26 protein-coding genes, 2 pseudogenes and 1 riboswitch are annotated in these 24,971 nt (G+C 30.0%); of the genes and pseudogenes, 25 read left to right on the forward strand and 3 right to left on the reverse strand.

Annotation, left to right across the window (positions count from 1 at the left end; translation table 11 throughout):
- The first annotated feature begins 8 nt into the window (after nt 1-8).
- The 12 genes and pseudogenes from rplQ (at nt 9) to HZY83_RS00345 (ending at nt 7,641) form a co-directional block, all read left to right on the forward strand.
- Nucleotides 9-377, forward strand: a complete 369-nt coding sequence (rplQ, locus tag HZY83_RS00295; protein WP_179942120.1) for a 50S ribosomal protein L17 — start codon at nt 9-11, stop codon at nt 375-377.
- Between the two features lie 437 nt (nt 378-814).
- Complete coding sequence (locus HZY83_RS00300; protein ID WP_179942121.1) at nt 815-1,051, forward strand: hypothetical protein; 237 nt, start codon at nt 815-817, stop codon at nt 1,049-1,051.
- Between the two features lie 93 nt (nt 1,052-1,144).
- Entirely contained in the window at nt 1,145-1,300 is a 156-nt protein-coding gene (locus tag HZY83_RS00305) for a hypothetical protein (protein ID WP_179942122.1), read from the forward strand.
- A 180-nt stretch (nt 1,301-1,480) separates the two neighbouring features.
- Nucleotides 1,481-1,681 (forward strand): cold-shock protein, encoded by a 201-nt coding sequence (locus tag HZY83_RS00310; protein ID WP_179942123.1) that lies wholly within the window; start codon nt 1,481-1,483, stop codon nt 1,679-1,681.
- 126 nt (nt 1,682-1,807) lie between these two features.
- Nucleotides 1,808-2,299 carry a tRNA adenosine(34) deaminase TadA gene (gene tadA / locus HZY83_RS00315; protein WP_179942124.1) on the forward strand — a complete coding sequence of 164 codons (492 nt, stop codon included), beginning with the start codon at nt 1,808-1,810 and terminating at the stop codon, nt 2,297-2,299.
- On the forward strand, nt 2,268-3,089 hold the full coding sequence (locus HZY83_RS00320) for a methyltransferase domain-containing protein (RefSeq protein WP_179942125.1): 822 nt from the start codon (nt 2,268-2,270) through the stop codon (nt 3,087-3,089). The genes tadA and HZY83_RS00320 overlap by 32 nt, the downstream gene beginning before the upstream one ends.
- A 14-nt stretch (nt 3,090-3,103) precedes the next feature.
- Nucleotides 3,104-4,141, forward strand: a complete 1,038-nt coding sequence (locus HZY83_RS00325) for a competence protein CoiA (protein WP_179942126.1) — start codon at nt 3,104-3,106, stop codon at nt 4,139-4,141.
- 13 nt (nt 4,142-4,154) lie between these two features.
- On the forward strand, nt 4,155-5,054 hold the full coding sequence (locus tag HZY83_RS00330) for a DNA-processing protein DprA (RefSeq protein WP_179942127.1): 900 nt from the start codon (nt 4,155-4,157) through the stop codon (nt 5,052-5,054).
- 146 nt (nt 5,055-5,200) lie between these two features.
- Nucleotides 5,201-5,968 (forward strand): TatD family hydrolase, encoded by a 768-nt coding sequence (locus HZY83_RS00335; RefSeq protein ID WP_179942128.1) that lies wholly within the window; start codon nt 5,201-5,203, stop codon nt 5,966-5,968.
- A gap of 14 nt (nt 5,969-5,982) precedes the next feature.
- A pseudogene (locus HZY83_RS08300) lies at nt 5,983-6,630 on the forward strand (ubiquitin-like domain-containing protein); the annotation flags it as partial.
- 93 nt (nt 6,631-6,723) lie between these two features.
- Nucleotides 6,724-6,993: pseudogene (locus HZY83_RS08305) on the forward strand (transglycosylase SLT domain-containing protein); the annotation flags it as partial.
- Nucleotides 6,994-7,134: 141 nt separating this feature from the next.
- The gene (locus tag HZY83_RS00345) at nt 7,135-7,641 is read left to right on the forward strand and encodes a GNAT family N-acetyltransferase (protein WP_218925279.1); all 507 of its coding nucleotides are present in this window, start codon (nt 7,135-7,137) and stop codon (nt 7,639-7,641) included.
- A 58-nt stretch (nt 7,642-7,699) separates the two neighbouring features.
- On the opposite strand, the gene serS is transcribed toward HZY83_RS00345, so the two are convergent.
- Nucleotides 7,700-8,980 carry a serine--tRNA ligase gene (gene serS / locus HZY83_RS00350; protein WP_179942130.1) on the reverse strand — a complete coding sequence of 427 codons (1,281 nt, stop codon included), beginning with the start codon at nt 8,978-8,980 and terminating at the stop codon, nt 7,700-7,702.
- Between the two features lie 486 nt (nt 8,981-9,466).
- A riboswitch (glycine riboswitch) is annotated at nt 9,467-9,565 on the forward strand.
- 83 nt (nt 9,566-9,648) lie between these two features.
- Here serS and HZY83_RS00355 point away from each other — a divergent pair.
- From HZY83_RS00355 to grdD, 8 genes are all read left to right on the forward strand, one after another.
- Nucleotides 9,649-10,020, forward strand: a complete 372-nt coding sequence (locus HZY83_RS00355; protein WP_179942131.1) for a GrdX family protein — start codon at nt 9,649-9,651, stop codon at nt 10,018-10,020.
- A gap of 14 nt (nt 10,021-10,034) precedes the next feature.
- On the forward strand, nt 10,035-10,979 hold the full coding sequence (locus HZY83_RS00360) for an NAD(P)/FAD-dependent oxidoreductase (protein ID WP_179942132.1): 945 nt from the start codon (nt 10,035-10,037) through the stop codon (nt 10,977-10,979).
- A 23-nt stretch (nt 10,980-11,002) separates the two neighbouring features.
- Entirely contained in the window at nt 11,003-11,320 is a 318-nt protein-coding gene (gene trxA, locus HZY83_RS00365; protein ID WP_179942133.1) for a thioredoxin TrxA, read from the forward strand.
- A 19-nt stretch (nt 11,321-11,339) separates the two neighbouring features.
- Nucleotides 11,340-12,626, forward strand: a complete 1,287-nt coding sequence (locus HZY83_RS00370) for a glycine/sarcosine/betaine reductase component B subunit (protein ID WP_179942134.1) — start codon at nt 11,340-11,342, stop codon at nt 12,624-12,626.
- Nucleotides 12,627-12,645: 19 nt separating this feature from the next.
- A complete protein-coding gene (grdA, locus tag HZY83_RS00375) occupies nt 12,646-13,104 on the forward strand; it encodes a glycine/sarcosine/betaine reductase complex selenoprotein A (protein WP_179942135.1) in 459 nt (152 codons plus the stop codon).
- 25 nt (nt 13,105-13,129) lie between these two features.
- Nucleotides 13,130-14,437 (forward strand): glycine reductase complex selenoprotein B, encoded by a 1,308-nt coding sequence (grdB, locus tag HZY83_RS00380; RefSeq protein ID WP_179942136.1) that lies wholly within the window; start codon nt 13,130-13,132, stop codon nt 14,435-14,437.
- A gap of 66 nt (nt 14,438-14,503) precedes the next feature.
- Nucleotides 14,504-16,024 carry a glycine/sarcosine/betaine reductase complex component C subunit beta gene (gene grdC / locus HZY83_RS00385; RefSeq protein ID WP_179942137.1) on the forward strand — a complete coding sequence of 507 codons (1,521 nt, stop codon included), beginning with the start codon at nt 14,504-14,506 and terminating at the stop codon, nt 16,022-16,024.
- A 12-nt stretch (nt 16,025-16,036) separates the two neighbouring features.
- Nucleotides 16,037-17,179 carry a glycine/sarcosine/betaine reductase complex component C subunit alpha gene (gene grdD / locus HZY83_RS00390; RefSeq protein ID WP_179942138.1) on the forward strand — a complete coding sequence of 381 codons (1,143 nt, stop codon included), beginning with the start codon at nt 16,037-16,039 and terminating at the stop codon, nt 17,177-17,179.
- 68 nt (nt 17,180-17,247) lie between these two features.
- Here the strand turns inward: grdD and HZY83_RS00395 are convergent, their stop codons facing one another.
- Both HZY83_RS00395 and HZY83_RS00400 read right to left on the reverse strand, forming a co-directional pair.
- Nucleotides 17,248-17,673, reverse strand: coding sequence for an HIT family protein (locus HZY83_RS00395; protein WP_179942139.1), 426 nt, complete (start codon nt 17,671-17,673; stop codon nt 17,248-17,250).
- 11 nt (nt 17,674-17,684) lie between these two features.
- Nucleotides 17,685-18,509: a purine-nucleoside phosphorylase gene (locus tag HZY83_RS00400; RefSeq protein ID WP_179942140.1), complete on the reverse strand. Its 825-nt coding sequence runs from the start codon at nt 18,507-18,509 to the stop codon at nt 17,685-17,687.
- A 156-nt stretch (nt 18,510-18,665) separates the two neighbouring features.
- Between HZY83_RS00400 and HZY83_RS00405 the strand changes: the two genes are divergently transcribed.
- The 5 genes from HZY83_RS00405 to HZY83_RS00425 all read left to right on the forward strand — a co-directional run bounded on the left by HZY83_RS00405 (nt 18,666) and on the right by HZY83_RS00425 (nt 24,792).
- Nucleotides 18,666-19,769, forward strand: a complete 1,104-nt coding sequence (locus HZY83_RS00405; RefSeq protein WP_179942141.1) for a BMP family lipoprotein — start codon at nt 18,666-18,668, stop codon at nt 19,767-19,769.
- Nucleotides 19,770-19,972: 203 nt separating this feature from the next.
- Nucleotides 19,973-21,079, forward strand: a complete 1,107-nt coding sequence (locus HZY83_RS00410) for a BMP family lipoprotein (protein WP_179942142.1) — start codon at nt 19,973-19,975, stop codon at nt 21,077-21,079.
- Between the two features lie 197 nt (nt 21,080-21,276).
- Complete coding sequence (locus tag HZY83_RS00415; RefSeq protein WP_179942143.1) at nt 21,277-22,788, forward strand: ABC transporter ATP-binding protein; 1,512 nt, start codon at nt 21,277-21,279, stop codon at nt 22,786-22,788.
- A gap of 15 nt (nt 22,789-22,803) precedes the next feature.
- Nucleotides 22,804-23,871: an ABC transporter permease gene (locus HZY83_RS00420; protein WP_179942144.1), complete on the forward strand. Its 1,068-nt coding sequence runs from the start codon at nt 22,804-22,806 to the stop codon at nt 23,869-23,871.
- On the forward strand, nt 23,872-24,792 hold the full coding sequence (locus tag HZY83_RS00425; RefSeq protein WP_179942145.1) for an ABC transporter permease: 921 nt from the start codon (nt 23,872-23,874) through the stop codon (nt 24,790-24,792).
- Nucleotides 24,793-24,971 lie beyond the last annotated feature (179 nt).

Genomic DNA, 24,971 nt, shown 5'->3' on the forward strand with positions numbered 1-24,971 from the left:
GAACACTAATGGGTTACAGAAAATTAGGACGTACATCTGCTCATCGTAAAGCAATGTTAAGAAACTTAGTTACAGCTCTTATTGTACATGGAAGAATTGAAACTACGGTTACAAGAGCAAAAGAAGTTCGTTCATTAGCAGAAAAAATGATAACATTCGGTAAAAAAGGTGATTTAGCAGCAAGACGTAATGCAGCTAAATTTATGCAACCAGTAGCAGTAGCTACGGCTGATGGGAATAGCCAATTAGCACTTAAAAAACTATTTGAAGAAGTTGCACCAAAATATGCTGATCGCAACGGAGGATACACTCGTATTTTACGTGTAGGACCACGTCGTGGTGATGGAGCAGAAACTGCAATTATAGAATTAGTTTAATATAAAATAAAATTTTTCATACAACAATAACATACTACATACACACAAAATACAACACATACAACAACAATTTATTTAAACTAACTTGTTGGTCAAAAGAGTGCTTGAAATGCGTAAATGTAATTTACGTCGTCTAGCTCTAATACGTATCCTATCCTTAGTGAAGGTATAGGATACACTTTTGTACCGCAAATATTACCACAACAGATGAACACGCTTTGCAAAAAGGGTGTTTTTTATTTTAAAAGTGTAGATAATTTTTTATAAGAAAAAAGGTATATGATAATAAGTTTTAATAATCTGAGTATATAAATTTTTATATTATGAAAAGTTACTACTAATCAATTAATTATTTTAGGAGAATATAATGATTTTATTAGAGTTTATTATCTTTGTTATATTTAATAGGAAATTTAATATATAGGAGAAAGAGTGAAATGAAATTAGCTTTTATTAAAGTTATATTGAACTTCTTAATAATTATTTTTACAAATGCCATAATAATATCATTATTAATTCCTAATAGTGAAGATTACAGCTATCTAAATGAAAAATTTCCAACAGTTCAAGTTTTACTTATATTATTAATAATAATTGTGTCGGTTTCAATACTACAATTTTTATTTAGAAAAAAGTTATCAAAGAAAATTCCTTTTTTACGTTTAGATGTATGAGAGTATGAGATTTGTGAATACTATATTCAATGGGTAACTATTTATGTTTTAGTTTATCAATTTTTATTCGATGGGATTTCATCAATGTTCTAAATGTTACCAGAATTAAGAGCTAACCATAAATATGTATTTTCTGTTTTATTATCTCCAAATAATATAAATGTAGTTATACAACCACTACTAATATCAACATGGATATTAGTAATTATTGAGAAAATAAAATTACGAACAGAGCTTGAAGAATCATAATTATTGCAATAGTTTACGTATTGGTATATAATTATTATATCAATATATAATATGTTCATAACAATTTGTAATATAAGTTTTAAGTTTTTTAAGTGATTTGCATTTATTCTATTTATTATCTTTGAACAACTGTGCTGTAAATTTTATTATTGATAATAGATAGAAAGGAGATTTTTTCTAATGCAACAAGGAACAGTAAAATGGTTCAATGAAGAAAAAGGTTTTGGCTTTATTTCAGTTGAAGGTGGAAATGATGTTTTTGTTCACTTTACAGCTATCGAAAAAGAAGGATTTAAAACTTTAAAAGAAGGCGAAAAAGTTGAATTTGAAATTGAAAATGGTGATCGTGGACCACAAGCTTCAAAAGTAAATGTACTTTAATAAAAAACTCTACTAATTTATTAGTAGAGTTTTTTATTTTGAATGAAATAGGAAATTATTTGCTTATACTTATATAATTTGATAAAATTTAATTACATAATAGGATGTAAGAAGGAAATAAAATTAATGGATCATGAATACTTTATGCGAATAGCTATTGAAGAAGCGAAAAAGGCTTATATTAAAGGAGAAGTTCCAATAGGAGCAGTATTAGTAGTTAAAGGAGAAGTTATTGCTAAAGCTCATAATCTTCGAGAATTAGAACAACAAGTTTTAAATCACGCTGAAATATTAGTTATAAAAGAAGCTTGTGAAAAGATAGGATTTTGGCGATTAGATGATAGCTTTTTATATTCTACAGTAGAGCCTTGTGTGATGTGTAGTGGAGCTATTGTTCAAGCCCGTGTAGAGAATGTTATATATGGAGCTAGTGATAGTAAGAATGGATGTTGTGGTAGCAAAATAAATCTAGTTAATAGTGGTTTTTTTAATCATAATGCTAATGTGATTTCAGGAGTTTTAGCAGAAGAGTGCGGATTGTTAATGACTAATTTTTTTAAAGAATTAAGAAAGAATAAAAATAGTAATGAAGATAGAAAATGTTATAAAAAAATTTAACAGTAATATAATTTATAACTGTCCAAAATGTTATAACGATATGTATATAGAAAATAATAGTTTGAAATGCAGTTTAAATCATACTTATGATTTTTCGAAAAAAGGCTATGTACATTTAATAAATAATTATAAATCTAGTAAATATGATTATAAATTGTTTGAAGCTAGAGATTTTATTTTTTATAAAAATTTTTACAATCATATATATCTAGAAATAGTGAAAATACTTAGTGGACACAATTTTGACATTTTGGTAGATGTAGGTTGTGGAGAAGGGTATTATATTAGAAATTTAAAAGAATATTTTGGATATAAGTATTTTTTTGGTATAGATAATAGTAAAGATGCTATAGAGTTTGCTGTAAAAAAAGATAAGAAAAACCCGTATATGTTAGCAAATTTATCAAATTTACCATTTGCTAGTAATAGTGTTGATGTTGTTTTGAATATTTTGACACCAGCTAATTATAAAGAATTTACTAGAATAATTAAGAAAGGTGGCTTGTTAATAAAAATAATACCTACTAAAAATTATTTACGAGAAATTAGAGAGAAATTTTATGAACAAGAATATAGTAATGATGATACATTAATCTTGTTAGAAAAGAACTGTCAAATTTTGAGTAGAAATACAATAACAAAAACTTTTACAATAAATGAAGAGGAAGCTAAAAACTTTTTAGAAATGACGCCATTGACTTTTTCTAAAAATATAAAATTAGAAGATATTAATAGTTTACAAAAAATAACTGTAGAATTGGAGATAATAGTAGCAAAAGTTATGAAGTAAAGGAGGTAATAATTATGTATATTGCCTATAATAATAACGGAGAAATATGTAATGCTATTGAGGATGACATTATAAAAGGAGGAGAATATATCTGTCCTCTATGCAAAAACAAAGTTATTTATAAAAAAGGAAGGAAAATACAATCGCACTTTGCTCATTCTAAAAACAATAATTGTAAAATTACTACTTATAAAAAGGAGAGCAAAGAGCATTTAGAAGTTAAGAAAAATTTATATCAACATTTTAAAAACAAGTATAGTGATGTTCAAGTAGAATATATTTTTAAAATAGATGATAGTTTGCAAATAGCAGATGTCTACTTAGTTGATAAAAATATAGCTTTTGAGTATCAACGATCAGTTATTCCTTATGATTCTATAAAACAAAGGACACTAGGATATGAAAAAGCAGAAATAAAATTGGTATGGCTAATAGACGTCAATAAATTTGTTAAAGAATTAAGAAAAAGTAATGAAATTCTGTATATTAGATATGCACCTTTTGTGGATAATTTTTTAAACTATCACAAAGGGTGTATTTTTTTCTACGGTTATGATTATGAAAATAAGGCGATAGTCTTTTATCAGCTATGGTCGTATAATTTAAAAAAGAGAAATGCAATATGTAAGAAAACTGTATGTAAATTAGGGGATGTAGATTTTCCTCTTAATTTTAAGATTTCAAAAGATAATCTTCTATCACAAATTTATAGAAAAGATATAGAAAATTATATTTATGTTCAGTTAAAATATGATAAGACAGTAAAAAATAAACTTTTGGGAATGTTTTATAATCAAAGAATAGAACTTACGAATATACCTAAAGTTATAGGTATAAATTTTAATGAGCAGCTGCTGTTTAATACACCATTATTGATGTGGCAATTAGAAATGTATAGACTTTATAATTTAGGAAAGTCGTACGGAGAAATTTTTTGTAAATTAGGTAACTATATTAAGTTTAATAGCAGTATTTATATAAATAGTAGAATAAAAAGTCACGCATTGGAAAAAGTAGTAAAAGAATATTACAAGATTTTGGTAAATACATAGGGGGAAATTTTTTATGGATAGAGAGCTTTTAAAAGATAAAATCCTAACAGATAAAGAGAAATTAATTTTATTGTCCTTAGTTGCTATAGATAGCATTACTACATTAAAGATTCATAGAGTTCTTGAAAAAATAGAATGCCTAGAGGATTTAGAGCACATCACTTTGAAGAAATTTGTAAGTTATTTTGGAAAAAACAATGAAGAGAGCTTTGCAAAATTTCAGTACAATATGACTTTTAATTATAAAAAATATTTTGAATTTTATAATGTAGAGTATATTTTTTTTGATGATGAATATTATCCACAAGAATTTTTCCGTTTATATGACTATCCTTTTATTATATTTTATAGAGGAAATAAAGACTTATTTTTATTTCGACGAAAAATGTCAATAGTCGGCACAAGAAATAATACTAAATATTCTGAGAGAGCATTAGATGTAATAATTCCATTTTTATTAGATAATAATTTTGTTATAGTTAGTGGTATAGCTATGGGAGTTGATGGTTTGGCTCATCAAAAAACTATTAGAAATAAAGGTTATACTATAGGTGTAATCGCTCATGGGCATAATACAGTTTATCCAGAAGGAAATAAATACCTATATGATATTATGAGAAAAAAGCATTTAATAATATCAGAATATTTTCCTACGGCCAAAATACGAAAATATAGGTTTTTGGAGCGAAATAGACTTGTTGCCGGTTTTAGTTCGGCACTTTTAGTTACTGAAGCGGGTATTAGAAGTGGAACATCACGCACTATTGATTATGCATTAGATATAGGTATATCTGTTTTCTGTCTTCCTGGCAGATTTGGAGATAAGATGAGTATATCATTAAATGAATATATAAAAATGGGAGCCACTATGGTAAATAATCTACAAGATTTTAAAACGGAGTTAAATTTTTAAAAAAGATAAAAATAGAAATCATATTAAAAGATATGATTTCTATTTTTTTAACACTATAATTACAATTTTGTAATAAAAACGAAATAATATAGATACTAATTTGAAAAGATAGTTTGATATAATCTCTATAGTCAAGGAGTGAGATTATGTTATTTGATACGCATGCGCACTTAAATGATGATGCTTTTAAAGATGATTTAGAAGAAACTATACAAAGAGCAAAGGATAACGGTGTTAAACTTATTAATGTTGTAGGGTTTGATGATAAAAGCATAAAGAGTGCATTAGAAATTGCATCAAAGTATGATGAGATTTATTTAACAGTAGGCTGGCATCCAGTAGAAGCTATTGATTTTACAGATGAAAAATATGAAATGATAAAAAATATAGCACTTACTAATGAAAAAGTAGTGGCTATAGGAGAAATTGGACTAGATTATTATTGGGATAAGAGCCCTAAAGATATTCAAAAATATGTATTTCGTAAAATGATAACACTAGCAAAAGAGGTTAATAAACCTATAGTTATTCATTGTAGAGATGCTGTGGGAGATGTTTTGGAAATTTTAAAAGAAGAAAATGCCAAAGAAATAGGTGGTATTATGCATAGTTTTTCTGGATCTGTAGATAGCATGAAAATAGCTTTAAAAGAGAATTTTTATATTTCCTTGGCAGGACCAGTTACTTATAAAAATGCTAAACAACCTAAAGAAGTTGCTAAAGCATGCCCTCTAGATAAATTGTTAATAGAAACGGATTGTCCGTATCTACCCCCAGTACCTTTTAGAGGTAAAAGAAATGAGACAGGTTACGTTAAATATGTAGCTCAAGAAATAGCAGATTTAAGAGATATGAGTTACGAAGAATTAGTAAAAGCAACTTATACGAATGCTTGTAAGTTATTTAAAATATAAATTAGGAGAGAAAAATGTCAAAATTTAAGAAAATAGTAGTAGCATTATCAGTTACTACAGTTTTATCATCAGGAGCTTATATTGCTAACGAGGAGTATAATAAGGTAGCTCTTGCAATTCATTTAGATGATAACACTATAGGAGTTAAAGTAAAAAAAGGAACAGTTAGAGATATACTATCATCACAAGGTATCGAATTAGGTAATTATGATAGAGTAGAACCTTCAGCTGATACACATATTACAAAAGGAGAAACTATAAGGGTTTATAAAGCTCGTGATATTGTAATTAAAGATGGTGATAAAGTAGAAACACGTAAAACTACTTATAAAAAAGTTGAAGATATCTTAAAAGAGTTAGAAATAAAATTAGGTGAAAATGATAAAGTGACACCTGATTTAACGACAGAGGTAGGATTTGTAGATACTATAACTATTACTAGAGTTGATAAGGTGCAAGACGTAACAAAAGAAACTATTGCTTTTGAAACTGTAGAAGAAAAAGATGATAGTATGTATGTAGGTGAAAGAGCAGTAGTAACTTCTGGAAAAGACGGAGAAAAAGAAATCGTTAAAGAAACTGTTAAAGAGAATGGAAACATTGTATCTGAATCAGTAGTATCAGAAAATGTAACTGTTGAACCTGTTAAAGAAGTAGTTAAAGTTGGAACGAAAGAAAGAGTAGGTGGTGCAGTAGCATCATCATATAGTGGCAATAATGTTAATACGCAACAATATGCTTCTTATGGTGGAGGATCAGTAGTATTATCTAATGGTAATACAGCAGGATCTGTTGGATCTTATGCAGCACAACAAATGCAAGCAAGAACAGGGGTATCTGCATCGACGTGGGAGTACATAATTGCTCGTGAATCTAACGGTCAAGTAAATGCTCGTAATGCTTCTGGAGCTTCAGGATTGTTCCAAACTATGCCAGGTTGGGGATCAACAGCTACAGTAGAAGATCAAATAAATGCAGCAGTTAAAGCATACAATAGCCAAGGATTAAGAGCTTGGGGAGTATAAAATATTTAGTAAATTTATCTATAAATAATTGTTTGAAAAATTATTATTTATAGATAAATGTTTATTTCATACAGTATTGTGTTTTACGAGTATGTAACATATATTTAATTTTTATTTTAGTTGTATAATAATAGAGGTATTATGATAAGAGAGTGTAGTATTAAAGATTTAGAGAAAATAAAACAAATTAGTGAAAAAACTTTTTTAGAAACTTTTGAGAAAGATAACTTGAAGGAAAATTTAACTGAATATATAAACAATAATATAACTTTAGAAAAGTTGAAAAATCAGTTAATTAATAAAAATAGTTTTTTCTATTTTGTAATTTATGATAAGAATGTTGCAGGCTTTTTGAAGTTAAATATTGGTGATTCTCAGACAGAAAATATGGGGGAAAATTATTTAGAAATTGAACGTATTTACATTTTAGAGCAATACAAAGGTAAAGGATTAGGTAAGAAATTTATTGATTTTTCTTTAGATAAAGCAAAAGAACTATGTAAAAGTAAAGTTTGGCTTGGTGTTTGGGAACATAATTATCAAGCAATTAAGTTTTATGAAAAACTAAATTTTAGAGTAATAGGAAAACATAATTTTTATCTCGGTAGTGATAAGCAAACAGATTACATAATGGAAGTTAATATTTAAAACAAAAAGATATGTAGAGTATAAATTCTACATATCTTTTTATAATTTTAATTTAGAACTATTTCTTTTCTATTTTTTCCATATTTCTCATATATGGTCTTAAAACTTCAGGTATAGTAATAGATCCATCTTCATTTTGATAGTTTTCTATTATTGCAGCAACCGTACGTCCAACTGCTAGCCCAGATCCGTTTAACGTATGAGCAAATTCTACTTTTCCTGTATCTTTTCTACGGAATCTTATATTTGCACGACGTGCTTGGAAATCAGTACAGTTAGAGCAAGAGCTAATCTCTTTGTATGCGTCATAACTTGGAAGCCATACTTCTAAATCATAAGTTTTTGCACTAGAAAATCCAGTGTCTCCTGTACACAAAGTAATTACTCTGTATGGTAATTGTAATTTTTTAAGAATATTCTCTGCGTGAGAAGCCATAATTTCTAGTTGTTCATACGATTCTTCAGGTTTAGCAAATCTAACAAGTTCTACTTTATTAAATTGATGTAATCTTATAAGTCCTCTTGTATCACGGCCTGCACTACCTGCTTCTGATCTAAAGCAAACACTAAATGCAGTTAATCCTTTTGGTAAGTCTTCTTCATCTAATATTTCGTTATTATGATAGTTAGTTAATGGGACCTCTGCTGTTGGTATAAGCGTCATACCTTCTGACTCTATAGTGTAGACATCTTCTAAGAATTTAGGGAATTGTCCTGTACCGAAAAGAGAATTTCTATTTACAAGCTGAGGAACCATCATTTCTTCGTACCCATGTTCAGTAACGTGAGTATCAATCATAAAATTAATTAATGCTCTTTCTAACAATGCTCCTGCATTTTTGTAAAATAAAAATCTACTTCCTGCTACTTTTCCTGCACGTTCAAAATCAACTATATCTAAATCTTCTACTAAATCCCAATGTGCTTTTGGTTCAAAACCAAATTCTCTAACTTCACCTATTCGACGTACTTCAATGTTTTCTGTTTCATCTTCTCCAGTAGGAGTTTCATCAGAAACTAAGTTTGGTATTCTAGAAATAATATTGTGAAGTTTTTCATCTATTTGTTTAACTTCTAAATCTAGATTAGCAATTTCATCAGAAACTTTCTTCATTTCATTAATAACTGCCAAGGCATCTTCTTTTTTTCTCTTTAAAATAGCAATTTCTTCGCTAGTTTTGTTACGTAGAGCTTTTAAATCCTCTACCTTAACTAATAATTCACGGCGAGTTTTATCTAATTCTAAAATAGTGTCAACTACAGCTTCATCGTCTCCGCGTTTTTTAATTTTTTCTTTTACTAATTCTGGTTGTACTCTTATTAATTTAATATCTAACATATTTTTTCCTCCTAAATATAAAAATAAAAGTCCCTTACGTCTATAATATAAACGTAAGGGACGATAAAATTTCGTGGTTCCACCCTAATTCTGCCTAAGGCACTTTACTTTTTTACATAAAAGTTAATGTATTTGACTTTAACTATAGTAGAATTTTAAAAATGAAATTGAGTATTTTCAGCTAACATACTCTCTCTAAAAATTTCAATAATTTAAAACATGTCTATAATCAAATAAGTGTTATTTAATTTGATTACTATTTTACATTTAATGATTTATTTTGTCAATACATAATTTTAAAAAATTTTTTTAGTTAATAAATTATTAAGAAAAAATTGTATGAATTCAAAATAGATAAAATTTTTTAAAAAAAAGTTAAAAAAAATAAAAAAAAATCAAAAACTGTTATATATCTAACAAGACATTTTATAAAAGTTGATATATAATATAAATATAGTAATCGATTACTCAATAAAGAAAATATGGTTGATGAGTGTGGGAGAGTCTCATTCGAGCACCGAAGGTACAAGTTAGTAATTAGCAATTTCTAATGAAATTCTCAGGTAAAAGAACCACAGTCGGACAAATTCTGAAATTTAATAACTATTAAACAACAGAAAGAAATGCTTGATATTATTTCTTTCTGTTGTTTTTATTAGGAGTTAATTATGATTTTAATAACTAATAATCCAAGATTTAAAAAACTAGATATAAAAAATTTAAAAATAGAATATTATGATACAGATTATTTTCATATTTTAGAAATAACTCGTGATTATGTTCATAAAAATTATGAAATATTGACACATCCTTTATATGGAAGTGTAAAGCCAAATGAAACTATTTATAGGACTATTTTGGTGACTAAGAATGATAGCTTAAACTATAATTCTGTAACATTAATATCTGAAGCTATAGATACTTTTATTAAATTCAAAAAAAATAAAGTAACGCCCACTTGGAATGATAAGGTAAAAGATGATTTTAGTGTTATAGATTATGACTTATTAATAAATGCTATAAAGAGAATAATAAATTAAAAAGGAGGTACTATATGGCAGAACATTTTGATCTAATAATTATAGGTTCGGGACCGGCTGGTCTATCATCTGCACTCTATGCATCAAGAGCAAAACTTAAAACATTAGTTTTGGAAAAAGGTAAAAATGGAGGTCAAGCAGCTTCGACACACCTTATTGAGAATTATCCAGGATCAATAGAAAATCCTACAGGTCCAAACTTGATAAATAGAATGCTAGAACAAGCTAAGAGTTTTGGTGCGGAGATTCGTAAGGAAGAGGTTATAGAAGTAGACTTTTCTGGTGATGAAAAAATAGTTAAATGTAAGAGTGGAGATTTATCTGCTAAAGCAGTAGTTATAGCTACAGGAGCAACGCCTAGAAAGATGGATGCTCCAGGTATTAAAGAATTATCAGGTAAAGGTGTATCTTATTGTGCAACCTGTGATGCGGATTTCTTCCAGGACTTAGATGTATATGTTGTAGGTGGAGGAAATAGTGCTATAGAAGAAGCTATATTCTTGTCTAAATTTGCACGTTCGGTAAATATAGTTCATATGCTATCAGATTTCCAATGTGAAAATATAATTTTAGAGAAAGCTCAAAATACGCCTAATATTACTATTAAGACTCGTACAGTAGTACAAGAGGTAAAAGGTGATGGTATTTTAGAAGCAATAGTATTCAAAAACCTAGATACAGATGAAGTTTATGAAATAGAAGCTGATGAAGATGATGGAACTATGGGATTATTTATCTTTATAGGATATGTACCACAAACAGAATTATTTAAAGATAAAGTAGATTTAAATAGTAATGGCTATGTAATCGCTAGTGAAGATACAAAAACTAGTGTTCCAGGAGTTTTTGTTGCAGGTGATTGTAGGATAAAAGAAATACGTCAAGTAGTTACAGCTGCTTCTGATGGGGCGGTATCAGCTATTATGGCAGAAAGATACATTAGTGAAAAATTTGAATAATAAATAATTAGGAGGGCTAAAATATGTTAGCAGTAGATAAAACTACTTTTGAAGCAGAGGTTTTAGAAGCAGAAGGTTATGTTTTTGTAGATTTTTGGAGTGAGGGATGTGAACCTTGTAAGGCACTTTTACCAGAAGTTCATAAATTAGCAGAAAAATATAGTGGAAATATGAAATTTGTTTCTTTGGAAACAACAAAAGCTAGAAGATTAGCCATTAAACAAAAAGTTTTAGGGTTACCTACACTTGCAGTATATAAAGATGGTGAAAAATTAGAAGAGGTTACAAAAGATGATGCTACTATAGAAAATATAGAAGCATTGATAACAAAATATATTTAAATTAAAGGAGGAGCAAGATATGCGTCTTGAACTAGGAAAAATTCAAATTAAAGACATTCAATTTTCTTCAGAGTCAAAAATAGAAGGAAATATACTGTATGTTAATAAAGAAGAGCTTATAAAAGCTATATGGGATGATGAGAATATTGTTTCAGTTGATATCGATATAGCTAAGCCAGGGGAAAGTGTCCGTATAACACCTGTAAAAGATGTAATAGAGCCTAGAGTAAAAGTAGAAGGGCGAGGAGGAATTTTCCCAGGAATACTATCTAAAGTAGATACAGTAGGAGAAGGTAAAACTATAGCACTAAAAGGTATGGCAGTAGTTACTACAGGTAAGATAGTAGGATTCCAAGAAGGCATTATTGATATGACTGGAATAGGTGCTGATTATACACCATTTTCTAAATTAAATAATTTAGTAGTTATAGCAGAGCCGGCAGACAATGTAAAACAACATGATCACGAAAAAGCTGTTAGATATATTGGGTTCAAAGCTGCTAAATATTTAGGAGAATTAGCTCGTAATTTAGAGCCAGAAGAAACAGTAGTATATGAAACAAGACCATTGTTAGAGCAAATAGCAGAATATCCAGATTTACCTAAAGTTGGATACGTATATATGTTACAAACACAAGGATTATTACATGATACTTATGTTTACGGTGTAGATGCAAAACAAATAGTTCCTACTATCCTTTATCCTACAGAATTAATGGACGGGGCAATTGTTAGTGGAAACTGTGTGTCAGCGTGTGATAAAAACCCAACATACGTACACTTAAATAATGGAATTGTTGAAGATTTATATGAAAAACATGGTAAAGAAATTAACTTCTTAGGAGTTATAATTACTAACGAAAATGTTTATTTAATGGACAAAGAAAGATCTTCTAACTGGACTGCAAAATTAAGTAGTTATTTAGGATTAGATGCCGTAATAATCTCACAAGAAGGATTTGGTAATCCAGATACAGACTTAATAATGAACTGTAAAAAAATAGAAAATGAAAATATAAAAACTGTTATCGTTACCGATGAATATGCAGGTCAAGACGGAGCAAGTCAAAGTTTAGCAGATGCAGACGCAAAAGCTGATGCAGTAGTTACTGGAGGAAATGCTAATGAAGTAGTAGTTCTGCCTAAACTAGATAAAATTATAGGACATATAGATGTTGTTAATGTCATAGCTGGAGGAAATCAAGATTCTCTAAGAGAAGATGGAACTATAGAAGTAGAAATTCAAGCTATTACAGGTTCAACAAATGAAACAGGATTTGGATATTTATCAACAAAAACATATTAATTAATGGAGGAAAAAGATAATGAGTAGTCTAAAAAATAAAAAGATAGTTATTATCGGAGACCGTGACGGAATTCCGGGATTAGCTATAGAAGAATGCGTAAAAACTATAGAGGGGACTGAAGTAGTATTTTCATCTACTGAGTGTTTTGTCTGAACGGCTGCAGGCGCTATGGACTTAGAAAACCAAAAACGTGTTAAAGAAGCTGCTGATAAATATGGAGCAGAAAACGTTGTGGTATTACTAGGTGCATCAGAAGCCGAAGCTGCTGGTCTAGCAGCTGAAACAGTAACTGTTGGAGATCCAACATTTGCAGGAGTTTTAGCAGGAGTTGCATTAAACTTAGCTGTGTATCATGTATTAGAAGAAGAAGTAAAAGAACAATTTGATCAAGCTGTTTATGAAGAACAAATGGGTATGATGGAAATGGTTCTAGACGTGGATGAAATTTCTCAAGAAATGCAAGATATACGAGGATAGATTTGGTAAAAGGAGGATAAGCAAAATGTCGAAAATTAGAGTAGTACATTATATAAATCAATTTTTTGCTGGAGTTGGTGGAGAAGAGAAGGCTCATATCGAACCAGAACTTAGAAAAGAATTGCCACCTATATCTACACAGCTACAAGCAGGATTAGGAACAGATTTTGAAGTAGTAGCTACTGTAGTATGTGGTGATAGTTACTTTAATGAAAACTTAGAAGTTGCACAAGATATTTTAATTAAAATGATTGAACGTGAGAACCCACAATTATTTATAGCAGGACCTGCGTTTAATGCTGGGCGTTACGGAGTTGCTGCAGGAACTATAACTAAATTAGTTCAAGAAAAACTTAATATTCCTGCTGTAACAGCTATGTACATAGAAAATCCAGGAGTAGATATGTACAAAAAAGATATCTACATTATCGAAACAGCAGATAGTGCAGCTGGTATGAGAAAGAGTTTACCTAAATTAGCTAGATTTGCTGCAAAATTTGCTAAAGGAGAGGAAATACTATCTCCTAAAGAAGAAGGATATATAGCAAGAGGTATAAGAACTAATTTCTTCCACGAAGAAAGAGGATCTAAACGTGCAGTAGATATGCTTATTAAGAAAATAAAAGGAGAAGAGTTCGAAACAGAGTATCCTATGCCTGATTTCGATAGAGTTGAGCCAAATGCTGCGATCAAAGATTTATCAAAAATAAAGATTGCTTTGGTAACTTCTGGAGGTATTGTACCTAAAGGAAATCCAGATCATATTGAATCTTCTTCTGCTTCAAAATATGGAGAATATTCTATTGCAGATTTCAAAGATTTAACGGAAGAAACTCACGAAACAGCTCACGGAGGATATGACCCAGTTTATGCTAATTTAGATGCAGATAGAGTATTACCTGTTGATGTGATGAGAGATTTAGTTGCAGAGGGTGTAGTAGGAGAATTACACGAGAAATTCTATACTACAGTAGGTAATGGTACTGCAGTAGCAAGTGCGAAAAAATATGCTTCAGAGTTTAGTCAAAAATTACTTGCAGATGGAGTTCAAGCTGTTATCTTAACATCTACTTGAGGTACGTGTACTCGTTGCGGTGCAACGATGGTTAAAGAAATCGAAAGAGCAGGAATACCAGTAGTACATATGTGTACAGTAGTTCCTATTTCGTTAACAGTTGGAGCTAATAGAATAGTACCAACAATCGCTATACCTCATCCATTAGGTAATCCAGCATTAGATAAAGCTGATGAGAAAAAACTAAGAAGAAAATTAGTAGAAAAAGCACTAAAAGCCTTAACTACAGAAGTTGAAGGACAAACAGTATTTGAGTAATACTGCATAACAAAAGAAAGGGGATAGGAGAGAAGGGTTACTTAGTCTTCTCTCCTAAAATGAAAAATGAACTATCCAGTATTTAAAGGAACAGGATATGTATTAATTCATACACCTGATATGATAGTTGAGAATGGATCAACTTGTGAAATAGAAAAAATAACAAATCCTGATTCAGAATTTTTAAAAGAAGTAAAAAATCATATTAGAACTTACGATGAAGTAGTAAACTATTTACCTAATCAAGTATATATAGGTAATAAAAAACCAGAAGATTTAAATAACTATCCTATGCCATGGTATGATATTAAAGATTACCAAGGAAATAGATTTGGTAAATTTGGTCAAATAGTTCCGCAAGATGAGTTCATAGCTATTATGCAACTTTGTGATACATTTGATTTGGTGAAGTTATCAGAAGAGTTTGTTACTGCTGTAAAACCTAAAATTGAAGAAAATTTCCCTGAATTAAGTTACCTATTTGATAAATTAAAAGGTAGTGATGTTTCTACGTTAGAAAGTGGTAGTCAACCATTAATTAATGATGGAAAAATAGTGGGATACATAAAAAAAGCTCACGACGTAGATGTCAATTTAAATGCTCATGTTATATTTGAAAATCTAGTAGTAAAAGCTTCAGGAGTAATATCAGTATTAGAATTATTTAAGAATACAGACACTAGATTAGAAGATATTGATTATGTTATAGAATGTTCAGAAGAGGCGTGTGGAGATATTAACCAACGTGGAGGAGGAAATTTTGCCAAAGCTATAGCAGAAACATGTAACTTGATTAATGCAACAGGGTCTGACGTGCGTGGATTCTGTGCGGCACCAGCTCATGCGTTGATAAATGCTTCATCTCTAGTTCAAGCTAAAGTTTATAAGAATGTATTAGTAGTAGCTGGTGGAGCAAGTGCAAAATTAGGTATGAATGCCAAAGATCATGTAAAAAAAGGATTACCTGTTTTAGAAGATGTTTTAGGTGGATTTGCAGTACTAGTTTCTGAAAATGATGGCAAGAGTCCAGTAGTCAGAACAGATTTAGTAGGAAAGCATAATGTTGGAACAGGATCTTCACCACAAGCAGTAATGTCTGCTTTAGTAATAAGTGGTTTAGAAAAAGCAGGTTTAAAAGTTACAGATGTTGATGTATTTTCAGTAGAAATGCAAAACCCTGATATAACTAAAGCGGCTGGTGCAGGAAATGTTCCAGAAGCTAATTACAAAATGATTGGTGCATTAGCAGTAATGAGAGGCGATATAGAGAAGAAAGACTTGAAATCATTTATTGAGAATAAAGGACTTCCAGGATGGGCGCCAACACAAGGACATATTCCATCAGGTGTACCTTATTTAGGATTTATGATGGATGATCTTACTACTGGAGATAAGAATAGAGCTATGGTTATAGGTAAGGGAAGTCTGTTCTTAGGAAGAATGACTAACCAGTTTGATGGTGCATCATTTATAGTAGAGAGAAATAGCGGAATAACAGAAGAAACTAATACTGTGTCGAAAGATGAAATAAGAAAAATTATAGCAGAATCAATAAGAAAATTTGCTCAAAATATAGTAGAAGAGTAGAGGTGATGCTGTATGAGTAAAAAAATAGTTTCAGAAGTTTTATTAGAACTAGCAGATTCTATAGAAACAGGAAATTTTAGAAAAAAACTTAAAGTAGGATTAACCACTCTAGGAAGTGAACACGGTACAGAAAATCTTATAGCAGGGGCAAAATTGGCGAAAAATGACTTGTTTGACATAGTTTTAATAGGTCAAGGACACGAAGATTTTGAAAGTTATAAAGCTACTACAGAAGAAGAAAGCCATAAGATAATGGAACAGTTATTAGACACTGGAGAAATAGCATCGTGTGTAACATTACATTATAACTTTCCTATAGGTGTTTCTACTGTAGGACGTGTGATAACACCAGCAAAAGGAAAAGAAATGCTTATTGCAACTACTACAGGAACATCTTCTACAGATAGAGTAGAAGCAATGGTAAGGAACGCTATTTACGGTATTGCTACAGCAAAATCAATAGGAATAAAAGAACCTACGGTAGGGATAATAAATATTGATGGGGCACGTCAAGTAGAAAAAACACTATTAAATCTAAAAAACAATGGCTATAATTTTGAATTTACAGAATCACAAAGATCTGATGGAGGCTCAATAATGCGTGGTAATGATTTACTTATGGGAACTCCTGATGTTATGATTACAGACTCTTTAACTGGCAATATATTTATGAAGCTGTTCTCTTCTTATCATACAGGAGGAGATTATGAAGCTCAAGGTTATGGATACGGTCCAGGTATTGGTGAGGACTATTCTAGAAAAATTCTAATATTATCACGAGCATCAGGATCAACAGTAGTAGCAAAATCACTACAATATGCTTATGAAGTAGCTTTAGGAGAAGTCGATAAAATAGCTAAAAAAGAATTTGTAGAAGCTAAAAAAGCAGGTTTAGAACAAATATTAGGAGAATTAAAAAATAAAAAACAAACATCAACTAGTGATGAAAAAGTAGTTATGCCTCCTAAAGAAACTGTTACAGCTTCTATAGCAGGAGTAGATATTTTAGACTTAGAAGATGCTGTAAAAATATTATGGCAAAAAGGTGTTTATGCCGAAAGTGGAATGGGTTGTACAGGACCTATTATCTTAGTAAATGAAACAAAAGAAGAATTAGCTACAACAATATTACAAGAAAGTAATATGCTAGCTTAAAAGAAAAGCGATACACATAATAATTGTGTGTATCGCTTTTCTTGTTTATTGTATAATTATATTATTTTTTATAGTTTAGATACTATTCTTTTTTGAATTTCTATGAATTGTTCATCAGAAAGTTTTTCTGACGGATATTTTATTTCTAAATTATCAAAATGTAAATCTTTGTCTTTATATCTAGGAACTATATGGAAATGAAGGTGGAATACAACTTGTCCAGCAAATTCTTCATTATTTTGGAATATGTTAACTCCGTCTGCTCCAAAACTGTCTTTGACAGCATTAGCTATTTTTGGAAGTGCAGCCCCTATATGACTGGCAGTTTCACTGTCACAATCTAAAATGTTTTTACAATGTTTTTTGGGGATAACTAGAGTGTGACCCTTTGTAACAGGAAATATGTCCAAAAATGCATAAACAAAATCATCTTCATAAATTTTGTAGCTAGGTAATTCATTATCTAATATTTTTTCAAAAATTGTTTTTTCCATAAAATTTCTCCTTAATTAAGATTTTTAAGAGTAGTATTTAGTAACTTTTTAAGGTTAATACTAATTTGTTGTGCTGTTTTTAGTACGTGTTCGTGATCGTGATTTTTTTCTTGTATACCAGTTGCCATATTAGTTACGCAAGATAACACTGCTACTGGAAGCCCTGCATGATTAGCTGCTATTACTTCGGGTACAGTAGACATTCCTACTAAATCACACCCCATAGTTTTGAAAGCTTTTATTTCGGCACGAGTTTCGAAATAAGGTCCCATAAAGAATCCATATGTTCCATGATGTAAAGTAATATTTAATTCTTTAGCAGAAGAAGATAAACTTTCTACTAATGTAGGATTAAACGGCGTAGTCATATCCACAAATCTCTCACCAAGTCGTTCGTCATTAACTCCGATAAGTGGATTATCAGTGACTAAAGATATAAAATCATCTAAACAGACGATATCGCCTTCTTTGTAATTTGTGTTTATAGCTCCACAAGCATTTGTAATAAATAGTCCCTTAATGTTCATAAACTTAACTACATAAGTCATAAAAGCTACATCTTTCATACTATGACCTTCGTAGTAATGCAAGCGCCCGTTTAGCACCATAACAGTTTTTCCAGAAATTTGTCCAAAAGTTAATTTATTAGCATGACCTTTAACATTAGATGTAGATTTATTTCCAGGAAAATTAGGAATATCAGAATAACTAAGTTCTTTTTGATTTTCTAATTCTAAAGTTATCCCACTACCTAAAACTACAGCGTAGTCAATATCTTTTCCATAAAAATCATTTATAAAATTAGCAGCTTCGGTTATTTTGTCATAATAAGTCATATTAATTCTCCTTGTAGTTTATTATATAAAAAATTATATCAAAAAATAACATAAAAATAAATAGAGGTTACATACATCTTAAAATATAAAAAAACGTTTGCATTTTGTTTATTAATATGTTATATTTTAGGTGTATTACATAGTAAGGAGGATATTATGAAAAAAATATTAAAACAAGTAGCAATCTTAGTTTCTATAATACTAATTTTTATTGGTTGCTCTTCTAAAAATAAAGAGTCTGAAGACAAATCTAGTTATAAAATAGGAGTAGTAGTCGGAGAAGGAGGAGTAAAAGATAAAAGTTTCAATCAGGCTAATGTGGAAGCTGTTCAGTCGTGGGCTAAAGAGAACGATGCAACGGCACATCCACCTATAGAAAGCAAGAGCGCTGCTGATATAAATACTAATTTACAAAACGTTTCATCTAAATCAGACATAGTTTCTGTAGCAGGTTATGATTTTGAAAAAGAACTTCCAAAAATTGCAGAGAAAAATAAAGATGTTAAATATATCTATATAGACATGGAAGCAAAAGGAGATAATATCGTATCTGCTGTTTTCAAAGAGCAAGAAGCGGGATATTTAGCAGGATATGTAGCAGCATTACAGTCAAAAACTGGAAAAGTAGGCTTTATAGGTGGACTAAAAATACCACCAGTAGCTAAATTTGGTTTAGGATTTGTGCAAGGTGCTAAAGAAGCAAACCCTAATATCGAAGTAATTTACAATTATAGTGGTAGTTTTGCAGATATTAATAAAGGAAAAACTATAGCTGCAACTATGTATGACGAAGGAGCAGATGTAATATTTACAGCTGCTGGTAATACAGGAAATGGTGCTATAAAAGAAGCGCAAGAGCGAGCAGTAAATGACCTTAAAGATAGTGGAGAGATAAAACATTGGGTTATCGGTGTTGATAAAGACCAATATGAAGAGGGTACTTTCAAAGCTAAAGATAAAGATGGAAAAGATGTAGAAAAATCAGTTATTTTAACTTCAGCAATGAAAAAAGTAGATGTTGCTGTGAAAAATATTTTGGATAAAATTAAAGCGGGTACTTTCCAAGGAAATACTACATTGATTTTTGGAATAAAAGAAAATGGATTAACTTTACCTAACAATAATCCTAACTTATCTGAAGATATAGCATCTAAGGTCAAAGCTATTATGGAAAAAATATCTTCAGAAGAAATAAAAGTAAAAGATGACGAAAAATCTTTAACAGAATCAGAAAAGATGATTGTTAAAGGAGAACTTTAGAGAAAATTGTAAGATATTGTTTATGATAATAATTCATAAAAAACGACTAAAAAAATAAAATTCAAATATATACAGATTAATGAAAGCGATATTTCCGAACTTTCATAATCATATATTAAAATATAGAATAAAAATATTGATATTTAAAAAATTTTATGATATCATTTTCTTATAAAATAAAACTCAAAGGAGACAATTTTTTTATGAAAAAGTTATTTTCATTTGTAGCAGTAGTTTTATCAACTGCTCTAATATTAGTAGGATGTTCTTCTAAGTCTGGGAGCAATGGTAGCAGTTCTTCAGGACTAAAAGTAGCAGTAGTTACTGATGAAGGGGGAGCAAAAGATAAAAGCTTTAACCAAAGTAATGTTGAAGCTGTAGAAGCTTGGACAAAAGCTAATGGTGGTACAGCACAACAACCTATTGAAACTAAAAGTCAAGATAAAATAGTTCCTAACTTAGAAACAGCAGCAAAAGTTTCTGATGTAGTTTCTATAGCTGGATTCTATTTTGAGAACAGTTTACCAGAAGTTGCAGACAAATATAGCGATAAGAAATTCATTCTTTTAGATGGTGTAGTAGATAAAGAAAATGTAGTATCAACTACTTTCCAAGAGCATGAAGCAGGATATTTAGCAGGATATGCAGCAGCATTACAATCTAAAACTGGAAAAATAGGATTTGTTGGAGGAGCAAAAATTCCAGCAGTTGTTAAATTCGGTGTAGGGTACATTCAAGGTGCTAAAGCAGCTAATCCAGATATTCAAATATTCTATCAATACAGTGGCTCATTTACTGATTCTAATAAAGGAAAAACATTAGCTGCAACTATGTATGATGAAGGTGCAGATGTTATTTTCGCAGCAGCAGGTGGAACAGGAACAGGTGTTATTAAAGAAGCACAAGAAAGAGCAATAAATGACCTTAAAGATAGTGGAGAAGTTAAACACTGGGTAGTTGGTGTTGATAAAGATCAATACGAAGACGGTGTATTCAAAGCTAAAGATAAAGATGGAAAAGATGTAGAGAAATCTGTTATTTTAACTTCTGCAGTTAAAAATATTAATGTTGCAGTAACAAAAGCACTAGATTCTATTAAAAATGGAACATTCAAAGGTGGAAAAGCTAACGCTGTAGTTTTAAGTATTAAAGACAATGGTGTAGGAGTACCAGAGAAAAACCCAAATCTTACAGATGAGATTTATAAAAAAGTTATTGCAGCTGGAGAAGAATTGAAATCAGGAGCAGTTAAAATTGTAGAAACTGGTGAAGAATTACCAAATAAAGATAACTTAAAAGGCGAAGCTTAATTCTTTGATTACTAAAAAGAGTCTAGATACTAGGCTCTTTTTAGTTTTATATAAAACTTAATAGAGTTTTATTTTTCATATTAAACTTATACTTAAATACAAAAGAAAAAATACAAAAAGTTTTAGAAAAACATATACTATATAAGAAAAATATATTATAATTATATTGTACAAAATTATTGAAACGAGGTGCCTATATGTATGCAATAGAAATGCTAAACATCACAAAAAAGTTTGGTGACTTCTACGCAAATAAAGATATAACTATTCAGGTTAAGAAAAATGAAGTACACGCACTATTAGGTGAAAATGGAGCTGGTAAATCAACTCTTATGTCTGTTCTTTTTGGTATGTATCATCAAGAAGAAGGAACTATAAAGCTAAATGGTAAAGAAGTTAAAATTAAAGATCCTAAGCATGCCAATCAGTTAGGAATAGGGATGGTACACCAACACTTTAAATTGATTAAAAACTTTACTGTTGCAGAAAATATTATATTAGGAATGGAAGAAGTAAAAAGTGGAAAGATAGACATGGAAAATGCTTCTAAAAAAATATATGATTTATCTGCAAAATACGGGTTACAAGTAGATCCAAATGCTTTAGTAAGTGATATAACAGTAGGTATGCAACAAAGAGTAGAAATTTTGAAAATGTTGTATCGTGATGCAGAAATATTAATTTTTGATGAACCTACTGCAGTATTAACACCAGCGGAGATTGAAGAATTTCTGGTTATTTTGAAAAATTTACAAAGTGAAGGAAAAACAATTTTATTAATTACTCACAAACTTAATGAAATTATGGCAGTAGCAGATCGTTGTAGTATTATTCGTCGTGGTGAGTATTTTGGAACAGTTGAGATAGAAAACACTACAAAAGAAGAATTAGCCAGTCTAATGATAGGAAAAGATTTAGAAATTATAAATTATCAAAGATCTCGAGAAGGTAAAGAAAATATACTAGAAGTTAAAGGTGTTTATGCAGACACTGATGAGAAAAAAGATATTTTACACGATTTTAACTTAGAAGTTAAAGAAAAAGAGATTTTAGGTATTGCAGGTGTTGATGGTAATGGACAGCAACAATTTGTAGAAGTACTTAATGCTTTATTAAAACAAACTGCAGGAAATATAATTTTCAAAGGGCAAGATATTTCTAAATTATCTACTGCAAAAAGAAAAGAGTTAGGATTAGAAATTATTGCTGAAGATAGACATAAAGATGGGTTAGTATTGGATTTTAGTATTGAAGAAAATTCAATTTTAGAAAATTATTATACTTCAAAATTTGCAAAAAAAGGATTTTTACAACAAAAATCTATCACGAAATTTGCAAAACATTTATGTGAAAAATATGATGTTCGTAAAGCGGGAACAGAGAAAATAGCAGCTCGTAGTATGAGTGGAGGTAATCAACAAAAATTAATTATAGGACGAGCTTTAGAGTTAGATCCTAGCCTTATAGTAACAACTCAACCGACAAGGGGGCTTGATGTTGGAGCTATTAATGGTATTCATAAAATGTTAATTGATTATCGTGATAAAGGAAACGGCGTATTATTAATTTCTTATGATTTAGATGAAATTTTGACATTATCAGATAGAATAGCTGTTATTCATAACGGAAACATTATAGATGTGGTTGATAATGACGAAAAAGTAACAAAAGAACAATTAGGTCTATTAATGGCCGGAGTTAAAAAATAGGAAGGAGATTTAAGAATGTATAAAATATTAACCAATGCTATTCTACCTATACTGGCTTCATTTTTAGTCGGAGCTATTATAGTATTAGCTATAGGGGCATCTCCTGCTGACGTTATAGCTATTATGCAATCGGTAGTTACGGATAGAGGTAATATATCAGAAATTATTATTTCGACTATACCTTTGGTATGTACAGGTTTGTCTATAGCTTTCGCATTTAGAACAGGATTATTCAATATAGGGGCAGAAGGTCAATTCATTATGGGTGGTCTTATGTCAGGATTTGTTGCTATAAGTATGCAAGGATCTAACTTCTATTTAGTTTTAACTTGTAGTGTTTTAGCAGGTATTTTAGCTGGAGGTCTTTGGGCTTCTATTGCAGGATATTTAAAAGCTAGATTTAATATAAGTGAAGTAGTTGTAACAATTATGTTAAACTATACAGCACTATATTTTGTTCAATTTTTTGTTCCTAAGTATATACGTGGAACTAATGACGTTGTTTCAAAATTAATAGTTGATGCAGATGGAAAAACTAGCTATTTGTATAATAGTTTTATTTATTCAATATTTGGAAACAGTCGATTAGGATCAGACTTAATATTTGTTATAGTAAGTTTAATTATTTTCTATATTTTAATGGAAAAGACAGTTTTTGGATACGAATTACGTTCAGTAGGATTTAATAGAAATGCTTCGGAATTTGTTGGTATGAAAGTAAACAGAAATGTTATTTTATCAATGTTTATTTCGGGAGCTTTTGCTGGATTAGGTGGAGTTCTTTATAATATGGGGCCTGTTGGTCAAGTAGTTGTAAGTTCAACATTCCAAGGGTATGGATATATGGGTATTGCTGTGGCTCTTATAGGTGCTAATACTGCAATAGGAGTTTTATTAGGAGCATTATTGTTTGGGTTTTTATCAGTTCTTACACCGCTTCTTACGTTTGTCGGTATACCAAAAGATATATCTAATATTTTAATAGGATTAATCGTTCTATTCGTAGCAGCTAAAGCTATGTTTGAAAATAAATTTTTAGCAAAACTTTTTGCAAAAAGTAAAAAAACGAAAGGAGAAAAATAGATGAATACATTTTTATCACTATTAGACTCTATGTTGCAATATACAGCACCTATACTAATAGCTGCAATAGGAGGTTTCTATTCAGAAAAAAGTGGGGTTGTTAATATTGCATTGGACGGATTTGTAATTTTTGGTGCTTTTATTACGTCTATATTTGCAACTAGTTTATTCGCTGGAGAGCCTACATTTGCACAATTAGTATTGTGTTTAGTAGTAGCTACATTGGCTGGAGGAATCTTCTCTGTACTTCATGCATTTATAAGTATTAACTTAAAAGCTGATCAAGTTATTTCGGGTACAGCAATTAATTTAATGGCACCAGCAATAGCATTGTTTTTAGTTAATCACTACAATGGAACTTATGAATTATTATTAAAAACAGGATTTCCTAGATATTCTATAGTAGGAAAGTTAACTGTTTATCCAACTATTGTTTTAGCTATCATAATAGTAATTGCTACATACTACTTAATATATAAGAGACCATTTGGATTGCGTCTGCGTTCTGTGGGTGAAAATCCTCAAGCCAGCGATTCACTAGGTTTAAATGTATTTAAATATCGTTATATCGGTGTAATTGTATCAGGATGTTTAGCAGGGCTTGCTGGAGGAATAATAGCTACTACATTCAGTCAAGGATTTAATGCTTCGATGACAGTATACGGATTTGGATATTTAGCTCTAGCAGCATTAATATTCGGTAAATATAATCCTATAACTGTAACATTATCAGCGTTATTCTTTGGAGGAACTAAAGTTTTTGCAGAAAAAGTATCTATTTTGGCTCCAGATTTACCAGTACCGGTATCATTTTGGAATATGTTCCCATTCGTAGCAACTATTATAGCTTTAATAGTGTTCTCGAAGAAATCTTCAGCACCAGAGGCTTTAGGTATTCCTTACGATAAAGGGTTAAGATAAAAGAAAAATGGTATATAATATTCAGTGTAGTGAAAAAAAATCTCTATGCTGAATATTTTTTGGTTAAAAAATATATTTATATAGTATTTAATATAAAGAATTAAAATTTTTATGTTAAATATTTTTTATTTATCGCTAAATAGTAAATACATTAATATACAAAAAAGTCTAACTTATTA

Origin of the sequence: Gemella sp. GH3, assembly GCF_013415425.1 — a bacterium.
GTDB lineage: Bacteria > Bacillota > Bacilli > Staphylococcales > Gemellaceae > Gemelliphila.

Coding starts and splice junctions, on each gene's coding strand:
- HZY83_RS00395 (WP_179942139.1), bottom strand. CDS start 17,673: ATGGAAAAAACAATTTTTGAAAAAATATTAGATAATGAATTACCTAGC.
- grdC (WP_179942137.1), top strand. CDS start 14,504: ATGAACTATCCAGTATTTAAAGGAACAGGATATGTATTAATTCATACA.
- HZY83_RS00305 (WP_179942122.1), top strand. CDS start 1,145: ATGTTACCAGAATTAAGAGCTAACCATAAATATGTATTTTCTGTTTTA.
- rplQ (WP_179942120.1), top strand. CDS start 9: ATGGGTTACAGAAAATTAGGACGTACATCTGCTCATCGTAAAGCAATG.
- serS (WP_179942130.1), bottom strand. CDS start 8,980: ATGTTAGATATTAAATTAATAAGAGTACAACCAGAATTAGTAAAAGAA.
- HZY83_RS00355 (WP_179942131.1), top strand. CDS start 9,649: ATGATTTTAATAACTAATAATCCAAGATTTAAAAAACTAGATATAAAA.
- HZY83_RS00360 (WP_179942132.1), top strand. CDS start 10,035: ATGGCAGAACATTTTGATCTAATAATTATAGGTTCGGGACCGGCTGGT.
- HZY83_RS00420 (WP_179942144.1), top strand. CDS start 22,804: ATGTATAAAATATTAACCAATGCTATTCTACCTATACTGGCTTCATTT.
- tadA (WP_179942124.1), top strand. CDS start 1,808: ATGGATCATGAATACTTTATGCGAATAGCTATTGAAGAAGCGAAAAAG.
- HZY83_RS00310 (WP_179942123.1), top strand. CDS start 1,481: ATGCAACAAGGAACAGTAAAATGGTTCAATGAAGAAAAAGGTTTTGGC.
- HZY83_RS00370 (WP_179942134.1), top strand. CDS start 11,340: ATGCGTCTTGAACTAGGAAAAATTCAAATTAAAGACATTCAATTTTCT.
- HZY83_RS00400 (WP_179942140.1), bottom strand. CDS start 18,509: ATGACTTATTATGACAAAATAACCGAAGCTGCTAATTTTATAAATGAT.
- HZY83_RS00320 (WP_179942125.1), top strand. CDS start 2,268: ATGAAGATAGAAAATGTTATAAAAAAATTTAACAGTAATATAATTTAT.
- HZY83_RS00300 (WP_179942121.1), top strand. CDS start 815: ATGAAATTAGCTTTTATTAAAGTTATATTGAACTTCTTAATAATTATT.
- HZY83_RS00330 (WP_179942127.1), top strand. CDS start 4,155: ATGGATAGAGAGCTTTTAAAAGATAAAATCCTAACAGATAAAGAGAAA.
- trxA (WP_179942133.1), top strand. CDS start 11,003: ATGTTAGCAGTAGATAAAACTACTTTTGAAGCAGAGGTTTTAGAAGCA.
- HZY83_RS00425 (WP_179942145.1), top strand. CDS start 23,872: ATGAATACATTTTTATCACTATTAGACTCTATGTTGCAATATACAGCA.
- HZY83_RS00335 (WP_179942128.1), top strand. CDS start 5,201: ATGTTATTTGATACGCATGCGCACTTAAATGATGATGCTTTTAAAGAT.
- HZY83_RS00415 (WP_179942143.1), top strand. CDS start 21,277: ATGTATGCAATAGAAATGCTAAACATCACAAAAAAGTTTGGTGACTTC.
- HZY83_RS00405 (WP_179942141.1), top strand. CDS start 18,666: ATGAAAAAAATATTAAAACAAGTAGCAATCTTAGTTTCTATAATACTA.
- HZY83_RS00410 (WP_179942142.1), top strand. CDS start 19,973: ATGAAAAAGTTATTTTCATTTGTAGCAGTAGTTTTATCAACTGCTCTA.
- HZY83_RS00345 (WP_218925279.1), top strand. CDS start 7,135: ATGATAAGAGAGTGTAGTATTAAAGATTTAGAGAAAATAAAACAAATT.
- HZY83_RS00325 (WP_179942126.1), top strand. CDS start 3,104: ATGTATATTGCCTATAATAATAACGGAGAAATATGTAATGCTATTGAG.
- grdD (WP_179942138.1), top strand. CDS start 16,037: ATGAGTAAAAAAATAGTTTCAGAAGTTTTATTAGAACTAGCAGATTCT.